Origin of the sequence: Comamonas sp. 17RB, assembly GCF_030056555.1 — a bacterium.
GTDB lineage: Bacteria > Pseudomonadota > Gammaproteobacteria > Burkholderiales > Burkholderiaceae_C > Comamonas > Comamonas terrigena.
This window is the reverse complement of the sequence record NZ_JASHHY010000009.1, coordinates 17,609-35,682: the sequence shown is the minus strand read 5'-3', so window position 1 is coordinate 35,682 and position 18,074 is coordinate 17,609. Positions and strand designations below refer to the sequence as shown.

General features: G+C 66.9%; 15 protein-coding genes. 7 read left to right on the top strand and 8 right to left on the bottom strand.

Features of this window, described 5'->3' with window-relative positions:
• Nucleotides 1-77 precede the first annotated feature (77 nt).
• Nucleotides 78-2,207, bottom strand: coding sequence for a TonB-dependent copper receptor (locus QM470_RS16465; RefSeq protein ID WP_283339996.1), 2,130 nt, complete (start codon nucleotides 2,205-2,207; stop codon nucleotides 78-80).
• Between the two features lie 124 nt (nucleotides 2,208-2,331).
• Entirely contained in the window at nucleotides 2,332-2,799 is a 468-nt protein-coding gene (locus tag QM470_RS16460) for a hypothetical protein (RefSeq protein ID WP_283339995.1), read from the bottom strand.
• Nucleotides 2,800-2,956: 157 nt separating this feature from the next.
• Between QM470_RS16460 and QM470_RS16455 the strand changes: the two genes are divergently transcribed.
• Nucleotides 2,957-3,418 carry a hypothetical protein gene (locus tag QM470_RS16455; RefSeq protein ID WP_283339994.1) on the top strand — a complete coding sequence of 154 codons (462 nt, stop codon included), beginning with the start codon at nucleotides 2,957-2,959 and terminating at the stop codon, nucleotides 3,416-3,418.
• Between the two features lie 39 nt (nucleotides 3,419-3,457).
• On the opposite strand, the gene QM470_RS16450 is transcribed toward QM470_RS16455, so the two are convergent.
• Nucleotides 3,458-4,441, bottom strand: coding sequence for a siderophore ABC transporter substrate-binding protein (locus QM470_RS16450; RefSeq protein WP_283339993.1), 984 nt, complete (start codon nucleotides 4,439-4,441; stop codon nucleotides 3,458-3,460).
• A gap of 177 nt (nucleotides 4,442-4,618) precedes the next feature.
• Between QM470_RS16450 and QM470_RS16445 the strand changes: the two genes are divergently transcribed.
• Together QM470_RS16445 and QM470_RS16440 are read left to right on the top strand one after the other, a co-directional pair.
• A complete protein-coding gene (locus tag QM470_RS16445; protein ID WP_283339992.1) occupies nucleotides 4,619-6,841 on the top strand; it encodes a FepA family TonB-dependent siderophore receptor in 2,223 nt (740 codons plus the stop codon).
• Nucleotides 6,842-6,983: 142 nt separating this feature from the next.
• Nucleotides 6,984-8,369 carry a class I SAM-dependent methyltransferase gene (locus tag QM470_RS16440; protein ID WP_283339991.1) on the top strand — a complete coding sequence of 462 codons (1,386 nt, stop codon included), beginning with the start codon at nucleotides 6,984-6,986 and terminating at the stop codon, nucleotides 8,367-8,369.
• Nucleotides 8,370-8,485: 116 nt separating this feature from the next.
• Here the strand turns inward: QM470_RS16440 and QM470_RS16435 are convergent, their stop codons facing one another.
• Nucleotides 8,486-10,255 (bottom strand): phosphoethanolamine transferase, encoded by a 1,770-nt coding sequence (locus QM470_RS16435; protein ID WP_283339989.1) that lies wholly within the window; start codon nucleotides 10,253-10,255, stop codon nucleotides 8,486-8,488.
• Between the two features lie 141 nt (nucleotides 10,256-10,396).
• On the opposite strand from QM470_RS16435, the gene QM470_RS16430 reads away from it, so the two are divergent.
• Nucleotides 10,397-11,056 carry a response regulator gene (locus QM470_RS16430; protein ID WP_283339987.1) on the top strand — a complete coding sequence of 220 codons (660 nt, stop codon included), beginning with the start codon at nucleotides 10,397-10,399 and terminating at the stop codon, nucleotides 11,054-11,056.
• Nucleotides 11,053-12,462: an ATP-binding protein gene (locus tag QM470_RS16425; protein ID WP_283339986.1), complete on the top strand. Its 1,410-nt coding sequence runs from the start codon at nucleotides 11,053-11,055 to the stop codon at nucleotides 12,460-12,462. Before QM470_RS16430 ends, QM470_RS16425 begins: the two co-directional genes overlap by 4 nt.
• Nucleotides 12,463-12,469: 7 nt before the next feature.
• Here QM470_RS16425 and QM470_RS16420 read toward each other — a convergent pair whose 3' ends face one another.
• Nucleotides 12,470-13,753, bottom strand: coding sequence for a DUF445 domain-containing protein (locus tag QM470_RS16420; RefSeq protein WP_283339985.1), 1,284 nt, complete (start codon nucleotides 13,751-13,753; stop codon nucleotides 12,470-12,472).
• Nucleotides 13,754-13,937: 184 nt separating this feature from the next.
• Here QM470_RS16420 and QM470_RS16415 point away from each other — a divergent pair, with 184 nt between their 5' ends.
• Nucleotides 13,938-14,180: a DUF3297 family protein gene (locus QM470_RS16415; RefSeq protein ID WP_066541273.1), complete on the top strand. Its 243-nt coding sequence runs from the start codon at nucleotides 13,938-13,940 to the stop codon at nucleotides 14,178-14,180.
• Nucleotides 14,181-14,381: 201 nt separating this feature from the next.
• Here the strand turns inward: QM470_RS16415 and QM470_RS16410 are convergent, their stop codons facing one another.
• From QM470_RS16410 to QM470_RS16400, 3 genes are all read right to left on the bottom strand, one after another.
• Entirely contained in the window at nucleotides 14,382-14,765 is a 384-nt protein-coding gene (locus tag QM470_RS16410) for an FKBP-type peptidyl-prolyl cis-trans isomerase (protein WP_225608885.1), read from the bottom strand.
• 170 nt (nucleotides 14,766-14,935) lie between these two features.
• A complete protein-coding gene (locus QM470_RS16405) occupies nucleotides 14,936-16,072 on the bottom strand; it encodes an aminotransferase class V-fold PLP-dependent enzyme (protein ID WP_066541276.1) in 1,137 nt (378 codons plus the stop codon).
• Between the two features lie 140 nt (nucleotides 16,073-16,212).
• A complete protein-coding gene (locus tag QM470_RS16400; protein ID WP_283339984.1) occupies nucleotides 16,213-16,941 on the bottom strand; it encodes a YggS family pyridoxal phosphate-dependent enzyme in 729 nt (242 codons plus the stop codon).
• A 205-nt stretch (nucleotides 16,942-17,146) separates the two neighbouring features.
• On the opposite strand from QM470_RS16400, the gene QM470_RS16395 reads away from it, so the two are divergent.
• On the top strand, nucleotides 17,147-18,049 hold the full coding sequence (locus tag QM470_RS16395) for an NAD(P)-dependent oxidoreductase (RefSeq protein ID WP_218334118.1): 903 nt from the start codon (nucleotides 17,147-17,149) through the stop codon (nucleotides 18,047-18,049).
• Nucleotides 18,050-18,074 lie beyond the last annotated feature (25 nt).

Sequence of the window (18,074 nt, the reverse complement as noted above, 5' to 3'; positions counted from 1 at the left end):
GCAGCACGGCCACCGTGGGTCACCACGGGCCGCCGTACGCACGCGGGGACCGCCTGGTGCCGCCCTTGCAGGCAGCGTCAGAACTTCATGTCGGCACGCAACCACCAGGTGCGGCCAGTCTCGTTGATGCGCGTGTTGCCGGGCAGACCGAAGCCGGCATTGCCCGCCAGGTTCAGGTGCTCGGCATAGGCCTTGTCGAACAGGTTGTCCACGCCCAGCAGCAGCTTGAGCTGCGGGTTCACACGGTAGCTGGTGTTGAGCGACAGCACGCCGAACCCGGCGCTGGCCCCCAGATCCTGCCCCACCACATTGCCCTGGCCCTGTGCCACGCGGTGCTGGGCCGCCACCAGGCGCCACAGCGCTCCGGCGGTCCAGGGTCCCTGGGCATAGTCCAACCCCAGGCGCAGCTCCACCGGCGGTGTCTGCGGCAGTGGCCGGCCATCGCTGCGGTTCTGCGCCCAGGTGCCGGCCAGCGTGGCCTGCGCCGCCCAGGCGGTGCTGAGCTGGCGGCTGCCTCCCAGCTCCAGGCCGGCACGGCGTGCGTCGACGTTGCGCACATTGGAGGCCATGCCCACATAGTCGAACAGGATGTAGTCCTGCACCACGGCGGCATAGCCCGATGCCCAGGCCTGCCAGCCCTCGCCCTTCCACTGCCCACCCACATCCAGCTGGGTGGTTTTTTCCGGCTTCAGGCTGGCAAAGGCATTGCCTGCCGTGGCGGCGCTGTTGCTGGGCGAGATCAGTTCCCAGTAATCCGGAAAGCGCTGCACATGGCCCAGGCCGGCATAGACCGTGGCGCCGGACGCCAGTTGCTGCTCCCAGCGCACAAACCCGCTGGGCATGGCGCTGCGGTCGCGGTCATTGTCGGCCGTGGCGGCGGCCATGCCGCCCATGCCCCCCATTCCGCCCATGCCGCTGCTGCTGGTGGGATAGCGCCAGGCCTCGGACTGGTCCAGGCGCAGCCCGCCCACCCAGCGCGTGCGCTCGCTGGCCTGCCAGCCCAGTTCGGCAAACCAGCCCCAGTTGGCGAACTTGGCATCCCGCGTCCATGCCTGGGTGTCGTAGGACAGGCTGGGCGTGCCGCTGCGCTTGTCGTGCGGGCTGCGCTGGGCGTCAAAACCGGTGACCAGCTGCCAACCGTCGGCCGGCAGCAGTGTCGCCGCCACCCTGCCTCCGGTGGTGGTGCGGCGCACATTGCTGGCCATGCCGCCCGCCATCATGCCGGTGGCGGGAGCCGTGCGCAGCGTGTAGTTGTCCATCACGTGGTCGGCCTGGTTGCGGTAGACCTGGGCCTCCAGCTTGGCCAGCCAGGGCGTGAGGTGCTGCTTTTCAAAGCGCAGGCCCCAGCTGTCGCGGCGGAATTGCGTGCCGTCCATGCTGCGGCCACCGTAGCGTGCTTCACCATCGCCCGCGCCGGCGCTCAGCTCCAGCAGGGTGTGGGCGTCGGGGGTGAAACCCACGGCCACATCGGTATTCCATTTGTCCCAGCCGGAAGGCACGCGGCGGCCATTGCCGTCCTTGTAATCCTGCCCATGGGAATGGTTGGCGGTGGCACGCAGATAGACCTGGGCGTTGCCGGCCTCCAGGTCCACAGTCTGGTCATTGCGGCCGCCGCTGGCGCCCAGCAGGCTGGCAGACAGACGGGCGCCGGGTTCGGAGAATTCGGGCGGCAGCCGGTCAAAGCGCACCACCCCGGCCGAGGCACCCGGTCCCCACACCACCGTCTGCGGGCCCTTGACCACCGTCAGCTGGTCATAGGTCTCCGGCGAAATATAGGAGCTGGGCGCATCCATGCGCGCCGGGCAGGCACCGATCAGGTTGGTGCCGTTGGTCAGCAGCGGCAGACGCGATCCGAACTGGCCGCGGAACACCGGGTCGCTGTTCGACCCGCCGCTGCGCACGGCCGAAAAACCGGGAATGGTCTTGAGGTAGTCGGCCGCATCGCTGGCCGGAATCGGCTGGCGCGGCTGCTTGGGGTCGGCCACCACCTGCACGGGGGAATGGTCGTGCACCGCAGTGACCACCACCTCGCCCAGTGCGCGGCCAGTGGCATCTGGGGTCGCTTGCGCCGCGTCGCTGGCGTTGGCCGCCACCGCGGCACTGGAGATGCCAGCCAGCACACAGGCCAGGGCGCAGGGCGACCAGCGGAAACGGAACTGCGGGGCACGCGCAGCGGCGGCCCGGGGGAAAACGGAATAAGTTGGCATGCGAAATCCACGCCGCCGCCGACCGTGCCCGGTAGGCACAGGCCATGCGGCCTGCACCTACCGGGCACGGTCGGCGGGGCTTCAAAACGGGGAAGTTCGCGGCATGCACAACGGCATGCCGCACTCAAGCGTGGTGGGCTGCAGGCGGACCGCGTGCCGGCAGCGGCGCAGCGGCCAGGCGCGCAAGCGGCGCCCGTGCCGGGGCGTGCCACCCCAGTCCCTGGCGCGGCACAGGCGGACGGTAGACGACCACGGCCACCGCGGCCGGTGGACTGAGGGCGATGCACAGCACGCAATCCGGACCATGGTGACCGCCGTGCTCATGCGCAGGTTCGGATGCAGTGCCTGCGTCCGGCTCCGCCGCACTGTGCCTATCGTGGCTGTCGTGGGCTTGCTGGACACTATGGGAGCCGCCGGTATGGCCAGTGCCATGGGCTTCGGCAAGGCTGACAGGCGCCATGGCCGCCACCGGTGCCGGGCCGGGCATGGCGCGCACGCGCACCCCGGCCCACAGCGCCACCAGCCAGAGCGCAACGCACAGCAGGAGCACCGTGGTGCCCAGGCGTCGGTTGCGTCGAATCTGCTCCAGCATGCGGGCGATTATCTGGTTCCCTGCCTGCGGTGGCGCACGTTTGCGCGCACATGCTGCCTATCGCCCACACCGGGTGTCGCCTAGATGCCAGATATCTGTGCTACATCAAGTGCGCATCATCTCCCACTGCATGCCAAGGCAGGCGACAATGCCCCCCATGTCTCAAGACAGTTACCGCCCCCATATGGAAGCAGGCAACGCGCTGGTGCGCGAGGCCCAGCACATTGCCACCGCCGATTTCACCCAGGCACGTGCCCTGTGGCAGGCCGCCGGCAAGGAGTTCTACCGCGCCCACCAGGCCGACCCCGAGCAGGCCGAAGCAGCCTTCCGTCTGGCCCAGGCCTGGATGGCCGAGGCCCATGCACTGCAAAAGGAAGAATCACCCAATGCGCCGGTGATGTGGGCCAATGCCGCTGCCCAGTGCGAAAAGGCCTTCGACCTGGAGCCCAGCAACGGCCGCATTGCCATGACGGCCGCCAGCTGCCACCACTTTGCCGGCCAGCATGACGCCGCCAAGGCCTGGCGCCAGATCGGCGAGCACCTGCTGCACGACGACGAGGCCGGTGCCGGCCAGGCTCCGCACGGCAGCGGCGGCCCTGCGGAAGGCCGCGGCGGCTGATAGCCCGGACCGCCCCTTCCCGCCCCAGGTGACCTCCGCTTACCGGACGGCTGCCTGGTAGACCTGCTTGAGCTGGGCCACATTGCCCAGCAAGGCCGTGGGGCCGGTGCTGCCCATCAGATACCAGCCCTTGGGGTCCAGAAACACCACCTGCCCTTTCTGGCCAGCCGCCGTGCCCTTGACCTGGGCGTTGTCGAACACCTGCTGCGACGGAATGATGGCGCCGCCGCCGGCCGCCTGCCCGGTGGCGGTGTTGCGGTCGATCACGTACAGCCACTGCGGGTTGAGCCTGGCTACATCGTCAAAGGTATAGGCCATGCCGCGCGCCGGCAACTGCTGCGCGGTGAGGGCCGACTGGGCGCCCAGCACATCGAACAGAAAGCCGAATCGCGAACCCGGCGCCTGCGGCATGATCTTGTCGTTCACCGCCATCAGCAGCAGCCCGGGCGCGGCCTGGCTGGAGAGCTGGCGCAACCCCGCCACCTCCTGCTGCATCCGGGCGACCAGCGCCTGACCCTGGGCCTGCTTGCCGTACAGGCTGGCGAGGGCCGTCACATTGCGCCCCATGTCCTGCAGCATCTGCTGGCTATTGACCGAGAAGTCCACCGTGGGCGCGATCTTGCGCAGCAGCTCGTACTTGGCGGCGGAGCGGCCGCCCACAATGATCAGATCCGGCCGGATCTGGCTCAGCGCCTCGTAATCCGGCTCGAACAGGCTGCCTGCCACGGGATAGCGGGCAGCGGCATAGCCTTGCAGATAGTCCGGAAACTGCGCCTTGGGCACCCCGGCCACCGGCAGGCCCAGGGTGTGCATGGTGTCCAGCGCCCCCAGATCAAACACCACCACGCGCTGCGGTGCAGCAGGCACCTGGGTCACGCCCTTGGCATGCGCGATGGCGATGGGCGCCTGGGCCGCAGCGGGGCTGGCCGCCCAGGCTCCGGCAGCCATTCCCCAGCCGCAGGCCCCTGCAAGGGCAGCGGCCAACCAGTGGCGGCGCGACGGAGTCAGAGGGGTTCCAAGCATGGCATTCCTTTCAATGAAGTTGACTATTCACAACTTCTTGCAGCATCCACCGTCATTTCGCACGCTTTTTTGAGCAAAAAACAACAAAACGCAAACAAGAACAATTCGTGATCGTACAACATGTATCTACAATGTAATGAGAACGATTCCTGTTAACGAATTCTTTACTGCAGCTTCATGTCCCGCTCACTGAATTTCCGCCTTTTTGCCCTCTCCGCCATTGCGATGGCCGCCCATCTGACCGCTGCCCAGGCCGCCACCGACACCGTGCTGGGTGAAACCACGGTCCGCGCCACCGCCGAAGAAGAACTCAAACAGGCCTTGGGCGTGTCCGTCATCACCCAGGAAGAGCTGACCGAACGCGCTCCCGCCAACGACATTTCCGAGCTGGTGCGCACCATGCCGGGCGTCAACCTGACAGGCAACTCCGCCTCCGGCCAGTACGGCAACAACCGCCAGATCGACCTGCGCGGCATGGGCCCGGAAAACACCCTGATCCTGATCGACGGCAAGCCCGTGCAATCGCGCAATGGCGCCAAGATGGGCCGCAGCGGCGAGCGCGACACCCGCGGCGACTCCAACTGGGTGCCAGTGGAAGCCATCGAGCGCATCGAAGTCATCCGCGGCCCTGCGGCCGCACGCTACGGTTCGGGTGCCGCCGGTGGTGTGGTGAACATCATCACCAAGAAGCCCACCGACAAGCTGCAAGGCTCGGTCACCGTCTACGGCAAGTTCCAGGAAGATTCCAAGGAAGGCGACACCAAGCGCAGCAGCTTCAACCTGTCCGGCCCGCTGGCCGAGAACCTGTCCTTCCGCCTGTTCGGCAACATGGCCCACAGCGATGCCGACAGCCCCGACCTGAACCGCACTGCCGCCACCACCACGGAAATGGCACCTGCCGGCCGCGAAGGCGTGAAGAACAAGGACATCAACGCCTTGCTGCGCTGGGACCTGACGCCCCAGCAGGTGCTGGAGTTCGAAATGGGCGCCAGCCGCCAGACCAATGAATACGCTGGCGAGACCGCCGTCAGCATCGACGCCAACGCCGCCATCCGCGAATCGCTGCTGGGCCAGGAAACCAACCGCACCAACCGCAACACCCTGGGCGTGACCCACCGCGGCAAATGGGACTGGGGCACCTCGCGCCTGATCTTCCAGTACGAAAACACCCGCCGCTGGCAAAACCCCGTGGCACTGGCCGGCGGCCCGGAAGGCGCCATCAGCAGCGGCACGAGCAAGGTCACCTCCAAGCTGGGCAACTACTTCCTGTCCGGGGAAGTGAACACCCCGCTGAAGCTGGGCAACACCACCCACATGCTGACCACGGGCTTCGAGTACCGCAACGAAAAGCTGGATGACGCTGCCGCCATGGGCCAGGGCACGGGCACGGGCGCCAACAACGTCGGCGGCCTGGTGGGCAGCGCAGGCACCCGCAGCGGCAAGTCCGATGCGCAGAACTTTGCGCTGTTCGTGGAAGACAACTTCGAGCCCATCCAGAACCTGATCCTGACCCCGGGTGTGCGTTTTGACCACCACAGCCAGTCGGGCAACAACTGGAGCCCCAGCCTGAATGCCACCTACCAGCTGAACGACAGCTGGCAGGTCAAGGGCGGTATCGCCCGTGCCTTCAAGGCGCCCAATCTGTACCAGACCAACAACAACTACCTGTACTTCACCATGGGCCAGGGCTGCCCGGTGAACTCACCCAATCTGGGCGGTGGCTGCTACATCGTGGGCAACCCCGATCTGCAGGCCGAAACCAGCATCAACAAGGAACTGGGGGTTGCGTACACCAACCACAACGGTCTGGACGCCAGCCTGAGCTACTTCCAGAACGACTACAAGGACAAGATCTATGCCGAAATGAACGACGGCACGCCAGTCGTGGTCGGCACCTCCCAGGTCTACCAGTGGATGAATGCCAGCAAGGCCATCGTCAAGGGCTTTGAAGGCAACCTGACCGTGCCGCTGGATGGCAAGGACGGCAGCAAGCTGAAGCTGGTGAATAACTTCACCTACATGCTGAAGAACCACAACAAGGAAAACGACCAGCCGCTGTCCGTGATTCCCAAGTACACCGTGAACTCCACGCTGGACTGGACCATCAACGGCAACTGGTCGACCCAGCTGAACGCCACGTTCTACGGCCGCCAGGAACCCCGTACCGTCCAGACCGGCGGTGCGGCCTCCACCGGCGCGCAGCTGCAGGAAATCAGCTCCTACGCCCTGTACGGCATTGGCGCCCAGTACAAGATCAACAAGGCCTATGCGCTGAACTTCGGCATCACCAACCTGGCGGACAAGCGCCTGTACCGCCAGTCCAACAACTCTGCCGCAGGCGCCTCCACCTACAACGAACTGGGCCGTGCCTACTACGTGTCGCTGACCGGCCGCTTCTAAACCGCGCGCCCCGGCGCTTGTCGCAGACTGCAGGGCGCATGGACCGGCCTCCCCAGGCAACCCGTGCACCCGCAGCTGTGACACCATCAAGCCTGCAGCTCCGGCTGCAGGCTTTTGCATTGTTTCTTCCCCCAGACGCCCCATGACATCCCCTGCCGCGCACCTGGATGGCTACGTCACCGACGTGGCCTACCCCGACTACTTCCACCGCGAGCTCATGCCCGTCTGGCTGTGCAGCAGCCTGCAGGCACTGGGGCGCCGCACACCCGATCTGCAGCAGCCCTACACCTGGCTGGAACTGGGCTGCGGCACAGGTATCAGCACGGTCATTGCGGCGGCCACCAACCCACGGGGACATTTCATCGGTCTGGACCTCAACCCGGATGCCATCGCCCAGGCACAGGCCCTGGCACAGGCGGTGGGCGTGGCCAATGTGCGCTTCGTGTGCCAGAGCTTTGAGGCCGCGCTGCATTCGGCCGATGCCGCATTGCCCCCCTGTGATTTCATCGTCAGCCACGGGGTGTACTCCTGGATCAGCGCCCACCACCGCGCCGCCCTGCGCCAGCTGCTGGAACGCCACCTGCAGCCCGGCGGCGTGCTGTACCTGGCCTATATGAGCCAGCCCGGCTCCGCCTCCATGGCGGCTGCGCAAAAGCTGGCACACCTGGCCACGCAAGGCATGGCCGGCGGCTCCACGGACAAGGTCTATGCCGGCCTGGAGCTGCTGGAGAAGATGACCGAAGCCGGCACCGGCTACTGCAGCGAACATCCGCGCATTGCGGCGGAACTGGGCCAGCTACGCGGTATGGACCGCCGCTACATCGCCCATGAATTCCTGAACGCGCACTGGGAGTCCCTGCACGTGGCCGATGTCATGACCGATCTCGCGCGGGTCGGCTGCGACTACGCCGGCAGTGCCACACTGCTGGAAAACATCGACGGTGCGTCGCTGCCCGAACAGTCCCTGCCGCTGCTGAACCGCCTGCGCCAGCAAGGCAGCAGCGTGGCCGCCCAGGAAACCTTCAAGGACATTGCCCGCAACCAGAACCAGCGCCGCGACCTCTACCAGCGCCAGCACCCCCAGGGCAACGTGCTGTCTGCCGACGCACACCGCCACGCCTTGCTGGCACAGCGCATCGCCCTGCTGCCGACAGCACCCTCGCTGCAGGCGCCTCTGCCGGCAGCCTTCACGCTCGACACCCGCATCGGTCCGGTGCAGATGCCCATGGCACATGTGGCCCCGCTGCTGGCGGCGCTGCAGAAGGGCCCGCAAAGCTATGCCCAGCTGGTGCAACTGCCGCTGTATGCCCAGCAGCCCGGCGCGGTCAGCCAGTTGCTGCAACTGCTGGCCTGGGTGGGCTGGGTGCAATTTGTGCGCCCGGACTGGCGGGCCGATGCGTCCCCGGCCCCTGCCACATCGGCCATGCTGGAACGCCTGAATGCGGCGCTGGCCGGGCGTCCCTGCGGCCAGCCAGCCGTGTATTACCAGGCCCATGCGGCCACGGGCAGCGCCATTCCGACGCCCTAAACGGCGCCCCCGCCCCGCCCACCGCATCGCTGATTACGGGCGGGCAGCGGGAACAAAAAAAGGGGGCGATAGAGCCCCCTTTGGTGTGGTGTGGTCCGCCACGCCTTCGTGCGGCGTCAGGAACGGCACGTGGCCAGCATGTCCAGCTCCGGCTTGTAGAGCGGGCTGCGCACATCCAGCATGCCCAGCACGGTGTGGAAGTAGTTGTCGTGCGTGATGCGCTGGTCCGCTCCGGAGCGGGCGCAGGCCTCTTTCATGCCGGTGCGCGCCTGCAGGCTGCCGGGCCACAGCACCCAGGGCACATGCTTTTGCGTGTCAGGGGCGATCGCATAAGGCAGGCCATGCAGGTACAGACCGTTCTCGCCCAGGGACTCGCCGTGGTCCGACACATACATCAGCGCCGTTGCGTACTGGTCCTGCTTGTTTTGCAGCCAGTCGATGGTCTTGGCCAGAAACAGATCGGTTTCACGCATGCTGTTGTCATACACATTGACCAGTTCGGCATGGCTGCAGTCCGAGGTCACGTGCGTGGTGCACTCCGGCTTGAACTGCTTGGTCTGCGCACTGGAGCGGCGGTAGTATGCCGGGCCGTGGCTGCCCATCTGGTGCAGCACCAGCACCGCACCCTTGCTGCGTGCGGCCTCGGGCAGGGCCTGCAGGCGCTGGTCCAGCAGGCCCACCATCAGCTGGTCCAGGCACTCCCCGTCCTTGCACCATTGCTTGACTTCGGCCGGCGTGGCCACCTGGTCGGCCTGGGCATGGGGAATGCGGTCGCACACGCCCTTGCAGCCGGACTGGTTGTCCAGCCAGTCCACCCCCAGGCCGGCGGCCTGCAGCACATCCATCAGATTGCCGTATTCGAACTTGCGGCCCTCGTAGCCCGACTTGCCCAGGTGCGAGAACATGCAGGGCACCGATGCCAGCGTGTTGGTGCCGCAGGACCAGGCCTGGCGCCAGTTGATGACCTGGCGCCCAGCCAGCTCGGGCGTGGTGTCGCGCGGGTAGCCATTCAGGCCGAAGTGGTCGGCGCGTGCGGTTTCGCCCACCACCAGCACCAGCAGCGGCGGCTTGTGCGTGGCAGCTGCCACGGCAGATGCCGCACCATAGCTGCTGCCCAGGGCGGCACCTTCGGTGATGGCACGGAACGGCCGGTTCGGTTTGAAAATGGGTTTGAGCGTGACCTGCGCGAACGAAACCACCGTGGCCAGGGGGTTGATCAGAAAGCGGATTTCCGTGTGGTTGCGGATCAGCGGCGCCAGTTCGCGGTACATGGCCACGCCGCCGCCCAGCAGGGTCCCCAGCGCCAGCAGCACCGCCAATGCCGACAGGACCCAGGCACGCCGCCCCCGGCCTTCCTGCCAGCGCACCCCGCGGTACAGCCACAGCACCGGCAGACCGGCATACACCGCCACATGCACCAGCATCAACGGACTGAACAGCGCCAGACCTTCGGTGAAGTTGGTCTGCATTACATTGCGCACCATGCTGCTGTCCATCACCATGCCGTAGTGCAGCATGTAGTACTGCACCACCGCAGCCAGCACCAGGGTGGCACTCCAGGCGACCCGGCGCAGGCGCGGCCAGGACCACAGCATGAACCACAGGTAGGTGGCGCAGCCCACCAACACCGCCATCACCGCCCGGCGCAGCATCCAGGGGTCCGAGAAATCGGCCAGCCCCGCCAGCTTCTGCCACAGGGCCTGGTTCAGCAGCAAGGTGCACCACAGCACCAGCACGCCGGCCACAGTGCGGGGAGACAGCTGCAGCACAGGCCAACGCCAGCGGCGACCGACATGCGGCAGTGCAGCATCGGCAGGAACGGAATCGGATGTGGGGAGTGCCACCGCAGGCATGGCATCGCCGCGGCCGGGGAACATATTGTGCATGGGCCCGTAAGGTAAGTACCCAAGCTGAACCCGCAGTGAACCTTCTGTTCAGACTCCGTTCAGTTTCAGTACAAAGCCGTCTTTTCCAACACGGGCGGCCAGCGTCTCTACACTGGTGTTTTCCGTTCATGATCCTGCACCATGCGAATACTGTTGGTGGAAGACGATGCAGCCCTGGCCCAGGCGGTGCTGGGCTATCTGCACAGCAAGCAATTCAAGGTGGACCTGGCCCCCGACCTGACGGCCGCGCGCGCGCTGGTGGCCGTGACCCACTACGCCACCATCCTGCTGGACCTGAACCTGCCCGATGGCGACGGGCTGGAACTGCTGCAGCATCTGCCCAGACGGGACGATCCCCCCACCGTGGTGGTGGTGACCGCCCGCGACCAGGTCAGCGACCGCATCCGCGGCCTGGACACCGGCGCTGACGACTACCTGGTCAAACCCTATGACCCCGAAGAGCTACTGGCCCGGTTGCGCGCCATCGAACGCCGCCGCAGTGCCCAGGCCAGCCCGGTGCTGCAGCGCGGACCGGTCAGCATCGATCTGGCGCGCGAGGTGGTCAAGGTCGACAGCCTGCCGGTGGTGCTCACCCCCAAGGAATGGGCCCTGCTCCGCGTGCTGGCCAGCCGGCCGGAACAGACCTTCACCCGCGAACGGCTGCTGGAGGCACTCTATCAATGGGACAGCACTTCGGACAGCAACACCCTGGAGGTGTTCATCAGCCGGCTGCGCCGCAAGCTGGGAAGCCCCCTGATCCAGACCGTGCGCGGCACGGGCTACCGGCTGGCGGTGGCATGAAGCCCGCGCCCGCCAGCCTGGCCTACCGCCTGACCCGCCCGCTGGTGGTGGCGGTGATCACCGTCTGGGCGCTGGGAACAGCCCTGGTCGCCTGGTATGTGGACTCCCAGATCCAGCACAACTTCGACACCGAACTGGTGGAAAGCGCCCACCGCCAGCTCTACCCGGCGCTGCTGGACGTCCGCCAGTCACGCGCCGATACGGACAGCCCCAGCCAGGGTATTCTGACCATGGGCGAAGTGCCCGGAGATGACCACCCGGAACCCCTGCTGCTGCAGCTGCGCACCCCCGACGGCAAGGTGCTGCTGCGCTCGCGCGGCGCCCCCATCACCCCGTTCGATGCCCCCTTGAAACCGGGATTTCACAACTCCATCGAACACCGCATCTACACGCTGTACACCCCGCAGGATGATCTGTGGCTGCAGCTGGCCGACCCGCTGGGCGAACGTGCCGAAGTCCGCAGCGGCACGTTGACCGGACTGATCACCGTGCTGCTGCTGATGCTGCCGGTGCTGGCCGGCCTGATCCGCCACATTGCGCGCAAGGAATTGCGCAGCTTGCAATGGCTGCAGCAGCAGATCACCGAGCGCAGCAGCAGCAATCTGCAGCCCCTGGTGCTGCAGGACCTGCCGCTGGAACTGCGCCAGGTGGGCGAAGGCGTGAACCAGCTGATGGACCGGCTGCACCAGGCGCTGGATGTGGAACGCGCCCTGGCCGCCAATGCCGCGCACGAGTTGCGCACCCCGCTGGCCTCCGTGCGGCTGCGGCTGCACACGGCGGTGGAGCAGGCCCAGCTGCAAGGCAGCACGCAGATTGCCGTGGGCGAGGCGCAGACCGCCCTGACCGCCCTGGAAACCCTGAGCCACCGGACTGAGCGCCTGCTGCAGCTGTCACGCGCCGAAGCGGGGAACACGGCGCGCTTTCACACCGTCGACCTGCTGCAGCTGGCGACCACCATGGCCCAGGAATTCTGGCAGCACCCCCGCGCCCAGCGCCGGCTGGACTGGGAGCCGCCCGAGGACGCGGCCCCGGTCTGGGTGCAAGGGGACATGGACACGCTGGCGATTGCACTGCGCAACCTGATCGACAACGCCCTCACCTATTCCAGCGGCGAGGTGGTGCTGACCGTGCTGCGCCAGCCACCGGCCCTGGCCGTGCGCGACGACGGCCCCGGCCTGGATGCGACACAGCGCCTGCAGATCCTGGAGCGCCATGTGCGCGGTGACACCCGCCACATCGGCTATGGGCTGGGCATGTCGATTGTGCGCAGCATCGCCGACCGGCACAACGCCCAGCTGGAACTGCTGTCGCCCCCGCCCGGCAAGGCACAGGGGCTGGAAGTGCGGCTGGTGTTTGCCACCCTCACCGAGGAGGCACTGGCAACCGCCCCCCAACCGCTGACGTGAGGCAGGTTCAGCGCGGCATGCTGCGCAGCAGTTCGGGCAGATGGCTGAAGGCAAACAGCAGCAGCCCGATGGCGCCGCCCACCAAGGTGCCGTTGATGCGGATGAACTGCAGGTCCTTGCCGATGTGCTGCTCCACCAGGGCCGACAGCTCGCGTGCATCCCAGCGCTGCACGGTTTCGCGGATGTGGCGGGCAATGAATTCCGACACCTCGGGCGCCAGCGCCTGCGCCCAGCGCTCCAGCCGTTCGTTCATGGAGCGGCGCAGCGCCGCATCCTGTGCCAGCGACAGACCCAGCCAGCGCCCCAGGCCGCCCAGCTTGCGCGCGATATGCGATTTCGGGTTGTCGAGATCTGCCTCCAGGCGCTGGCGCATGCCGCTCCACAGGTCGCGCAGATAGGCGGCCAGCTTCTCGTCGTGCAGCAGGTAGTGGCGCACCTGCTCGGCGCGCGCCGCATAGTCCGGGTCGTTCTGCAGCCGCACGATCAGCCGCTGCACGGCCGCATCGAAGGCCTCGCGCATGCGGTGCTGGGGGTTGTGGGCGATGTCGTCCAGCAGGCTTTCCAGTGCCTGGGCCACCAACTCGGCCCCCTTGTCGCCCAGCCAGTCGGTGGGCAGCATTTTTTCCTTCAATGGGTGCTCGCGCTTGAGCCACTGCACGATGGCTTCGGCAATGAAGTGGTGCGTATCGGCCTGCTGCAGCACGCCGCCGATGCGGCGCAGCACATCGTCCAGCACCGCCTGGTGGCGACCGCCTTGCGTCAACGCCCCCAGCACCGTAGCCAGCGAGCGCGACAGGTCCACCTGCGCCAGCACGCTGCGCAGCGTCTGGGTCAGCAGCCGTTCCACCTGCCGATCCTGCACCATCTCCAGCCCGGCCTGGGCCAGACGGGCCAACTGACGGCCCAGCATCTGGCTGTTGCCGGGCGCGCCCAGCCAGTCGGCCAGCGACTGGGCGGCATCGTGGCGGCGCAGCAGCGCCACCAGCGAGGGTGCATCCAGGAACTTGTCGCGCACGAACACGGCCAGGTTCTCGCCGATACGGTCCTTGTTGCGCGGGATGATGGCCGTGTGCCGCTGCACCCAGGGAATGGGGATGTGGCGAAACAGTGCCGACACCGCAAACCAGTCGGCCAGTGCGCCCACCATGGCAGCTTCAGCCATGGACTGCAGGCAGCGCACCAGCAGCGTTTGCGGCAGAAAATGGGTGGCCACAAACACGGCCGTCACCAGAAGCAGCAGACCCAGCGCCAGGCGCTTGGCGCGGTGCAGTGTGGATGCAGTCGAAGTCATAAGCGTGCGGTTCACTCCGGCGCGCTGCAGCAGCCCATCTGCCTCAGCAGCGGTTTCAGCCTAGCACGCGTTGGTGGCTGCCCGGTGTAGGGCCCTCCCGCAGCCGCAGCACGGCAGCGGGCGCCAGGGCCAAGGCAAATCCCGGACAATCCGGGCATTCACAACTCTCTGACCGACCTGCACCATGAGCGACACCCGCCCCGAGCTGCCCGACCACCTTTCCATCGACCCGCGCAGCCCCCACTATGTGGCCGCGATTTTTGAGCACGACATCGGCATCCGCTTCAACGGCAAGGAGCGTTTCGATGTGGAGGAATACTGCATCAGCGAAGGCTGGGTGCGTGTGCCTGCCGGCAAGACCGTGGACCGCAAGGGCTACCCGCTGCTGATCAAGCTCAAGGGCCCGGTCGAGGTGTTCTACAAGTAAGCCCACAGGCTGGGACGACCGCAAGCGAGTCCCAGACCCAGGCGGATGGACCGCGTGGGCGTGGGCGGTCCAGCGCATGCCACGCCCCTCTCCGGCCTGCGGCCTGTGCCACCGTGCCACAGGCCATACCCCTGCACCCGATACGCCCCGCAGCCCGGCATCGGACCGGAGCGGCCGCCGACCGGCGGCACGCCGCGGCGCTTACTTGCCGTTGATGCCCAGCAGCTCGACTTCAAACATCAGCGTGGCGTTGGGCGGAATCACCCGGCCCGCACCACGGCTGCCGTAGGCAATGCCGGGCGGGCAGGTCAGGCGCGCCTTGCCCCCCACCTTCATCTTCTGCACACCTTCGGTCCAGCAGGGAATCACGCCGTTGAGCGGGAACTCGATCGGCTCGCCCCGGGTGATGGAGCTGTCGAAATCCGCGCCGGTCTGCGGAAAGTAGCCGCGGTAATGCACCTTCACCTTGTCCGTGGCCTTGGGGCTCGCGCCCGTGCCTTCCTTCAGGCTTTCATAGACCAGGCCGCTGGCCGAGGTCACCGGTTGCGACTGTGCCAGTGCGTGACCGGCCAGCATCGCGCCCATCAGGCAGGCAGCGCCTGCAATGCGTGCAAACATGGGAATTTCCTTTCACCGGGACCGTGCCCGCGCATGCGCTGCGCCGGAACGGCCCTTTCAACCATAGAACAGGCCGGAGCCCCCTTCCCCAGCGGCGCTGCCGGAGCGGGGAAAGGCACACACCGCCTCAGAGTGCATCACACCCCGATGCGGTCCAGCGCATCGCGCAGATGGCCCACGGTGCGGTCCACGTTGTGCCACTTCTCCAGGCCGAACAGGCCGATGCGGAAGGTCTTGAAATCCGGACCTTCGTCGCACATCAGCGGCACACCCGAAGCGGTCTGCAGACCCACATTCAGGAAGGCCTTGCCGCTCTGGATGTCGGGGTGGGTGGTGTAGCTCACCACCACACCCGGGGCCTTGAACCCGCCGGCCGCCACGCTGGGGAAACCGCGCGACTCCAGCAGCTTGCGCACCTGGTCACCCAGGGCGATCTGTTCCTCGCGCACCTTCTCGAAGCCGTAGGCACGCGTTTCCAGCATCACGTCGCGCAGGCGCACCAGGGCGTCGGTGGGCATGGTGGTGTGGTAGGCGTGCTGGCCTTTTTCGTAGCCTTCGGCAATCTGCATCCACTTCTTCAGATCGCAGGAGAAGCTGGAGCTTTGCGTGTGTTCGATGGCTTCGCGTGCACGGGCCGAGAGCATCACCATGGCGCAGCAGGGCGAGCTGCTCCAGCCCTTTTGCGGCGCACTGATCAGCACATCCACGCCCGTCTTTTCCATGTTGATCCACATGGCGCCGGAGGCTACGCAGTCCAGCACCATCAGCGCGCCCACGTCATGGGCCGCATCGGCGATGGTGCGGATGTAGTCGTCGGGCAGCATGATGCCGCTGGCCGTTTCGACATGGGGGGCGAACACCACCTTGGGGCGCTCGGCGCGGATGGTGTCGGCCACGTCCTGTGCAGGGCATGGTGTCCACGGATCCTGGCTGCCTTCGCCCTGCTTGCGCGCCTTGCAGACCACGGCACCGCCGCCCAGGCCAAAGTTGCCGGTGTCGAAGATCTGCGTCCAGCGGTAGCTGAACCAGCCGTTGCGCACGATCAGCACCTTCTCGCCGTTGGCGAACTGGCGCGCCACGGCTTCCATGCCAAAGGTGCCGCTGCCGGGCACCAGCACGGCGGTGTGGGCGTGGTAGACCTCTTTGAGCGTCCCCAGAATGTCCTGCATCACGCCGGCAAAGCGCTTGGACATGTGGTTCAGGGCGCGGTCGGTGTAGACCACCGAGAATTCCAGCAGTCCATCGGGATCGATATCGGGCAACAGTCCGGGCATGAAGGGGTATCTCCTTGAGCAATGGATCAGGTCCGGCGGGTGGTTCTGTGGCCACCGGGTCGGACAGGTATGTCCCCATCTTAATATGCCGTCTGTCCCCCTTCGGCTGATCTGGCGCAGGCCATCACGGTGGCGCGCACTCAGGCGACAGGCGCCGCCGGGTAGCTGCGGCGGCCAAAGATGCCGCTGCCCACGCGCACCAGGGTGCTGCCGGCCTGCACTGCCAGTTCCAGATCGTCGGTCATGCCCAGGCTCAGGGTGTCGAAGGTCTCCAGCCCCGGCAGGCCGCTGGCGCGGATCTGCGCAAACACGGCCGCCACCCGCTGGTGCACGGCCAGCATGGCCTCGGGAGTAGGCTGGGGATCGGGAATGCTCATCACCCCGCGCAGCTGCAGCCGCGGCAGGGCGGCAATGGCCTGGGCCAGTGCCAGCGCCTCCTGCGGGCTGCAACCGGATTTGGTCTCCCCTCCGTCCACATTCACCTGCAGACAGATTTGCAGCGGCGGCAGGCTGGCAGGCCGCTGGTCGGACAGGCGCTGGGCAATCTTCAGCCGGTCCACCGTGTGCACCCAGTCAAAGTGCTCGGCCACCAACCGGGTCTTGTTGCTCTGGATCGGGCCTATGCAGTGCCAGGTGAGCGGCGGCACATCGGCCATGGCGCGCACCTGGGCGATCTTGTCCACGGCTTCCTGGATGTAGTTCTCGCCAAAGGCGCGCTGGCCGGCCAGCGCCGCCTCGCGCACGGCATCGGCACCAAAGGTTTTGGACACGGCCAGCAGGCCCACGCTGGCGTGGGGGCGCTGTGCGCCATCGCAGGCGCGTGCCATGCGGCTGTGTATGCGCTGAAGGTTCTCGGCTATGGTCGTCATAAGCCGTGGAGCGTACCAAACCCTTGTGCCGCATGGAGCCGGTCCTCGCAACCCGCACCCGGGTTCGGACCAGGCCGCTGCCAGCGTCCACTTCACCGGTGTCTGATCTGTCGCAAGAAGGGGCGACAAGCGGGGCCGCCTGTGTCACCATGGGGGCTTCGCCGCAGCGTCTGTGCGCTGCTTTCTGCCTTTCTGATCCACCGACATGTCGAGCATCACCCCCCGCGATTACGCAGCCACTCCTTCCCGCAAAGTTGCCTTCCTGGGCCTGGGCGTCATGGGCTACCCCATGGCCGGCCACCTGGCCAAGGCAGGCCACCAGGTCACCGTGTACAACCGCAGTGCCGCCAAGCGCCAGGCCTGGGTGGCCGAATTCGGCGGCGCCGAAGCCGCCACCCCGCGTGCGGCGGCCCAGGGCGCCGACATCGTGTTCTGCTGCGTGGGCAATGACGACGACCTGCGTTCCGTGGTGCTGGGCGCCGACGGTGCCCTGGCCGGCATGCAGGCGGGCGCCATTTTTGTCGACCACACCACCGCTTCGGCCGAAGTGGCCCGCGAGCTGTATGCCGCGGCACAGGCCCAGGGGCAGCATTTCATCGACGCCCCGGTCTCCGGCGGCCAGGCCGGTGCCCAGAATGGTGCGCTGACGGTGATGTGCGGCGGCGACCAGAGCGTGTTCGACACCGTGGCCCCGGTGGCCCAGTGCTTCTCGCGCGCCTTCACGCTGATGGGCGCCAGCGGCGCGGGCCAGCTGACCAAGATGGTCAACCAGATCTGCATTGCCGGCGTGGTGCAAGGCCTGTCCGAAGCCATTGCCTTCGGTGAAAAGGCCGGACTGGATGTGAACAAGGTGCTGGACGTGGTCAGCAAGGGCGCGGCCCAGAGCTGGCAGATGGAAAACCGCGGCAAGACCATGGTGGAAGGCAAGTTCGACTTCGGCTTTGCCGTGGACTGGATGCGCAAGGATCTGGGTCTGGTGCTGGACGAGGCCAAGCGCAATGGCGCCCGCCTGCCGCTGACCGCCCTCGTGGACCAGTTCTACGCCGACGTGCAGGCCATGGACGGCGGTCGCAACGATACTTCCAGCCTGATCCGCCGCCTGCGCTGATCGGTGCAGCTTCGGCTGCCCCCCC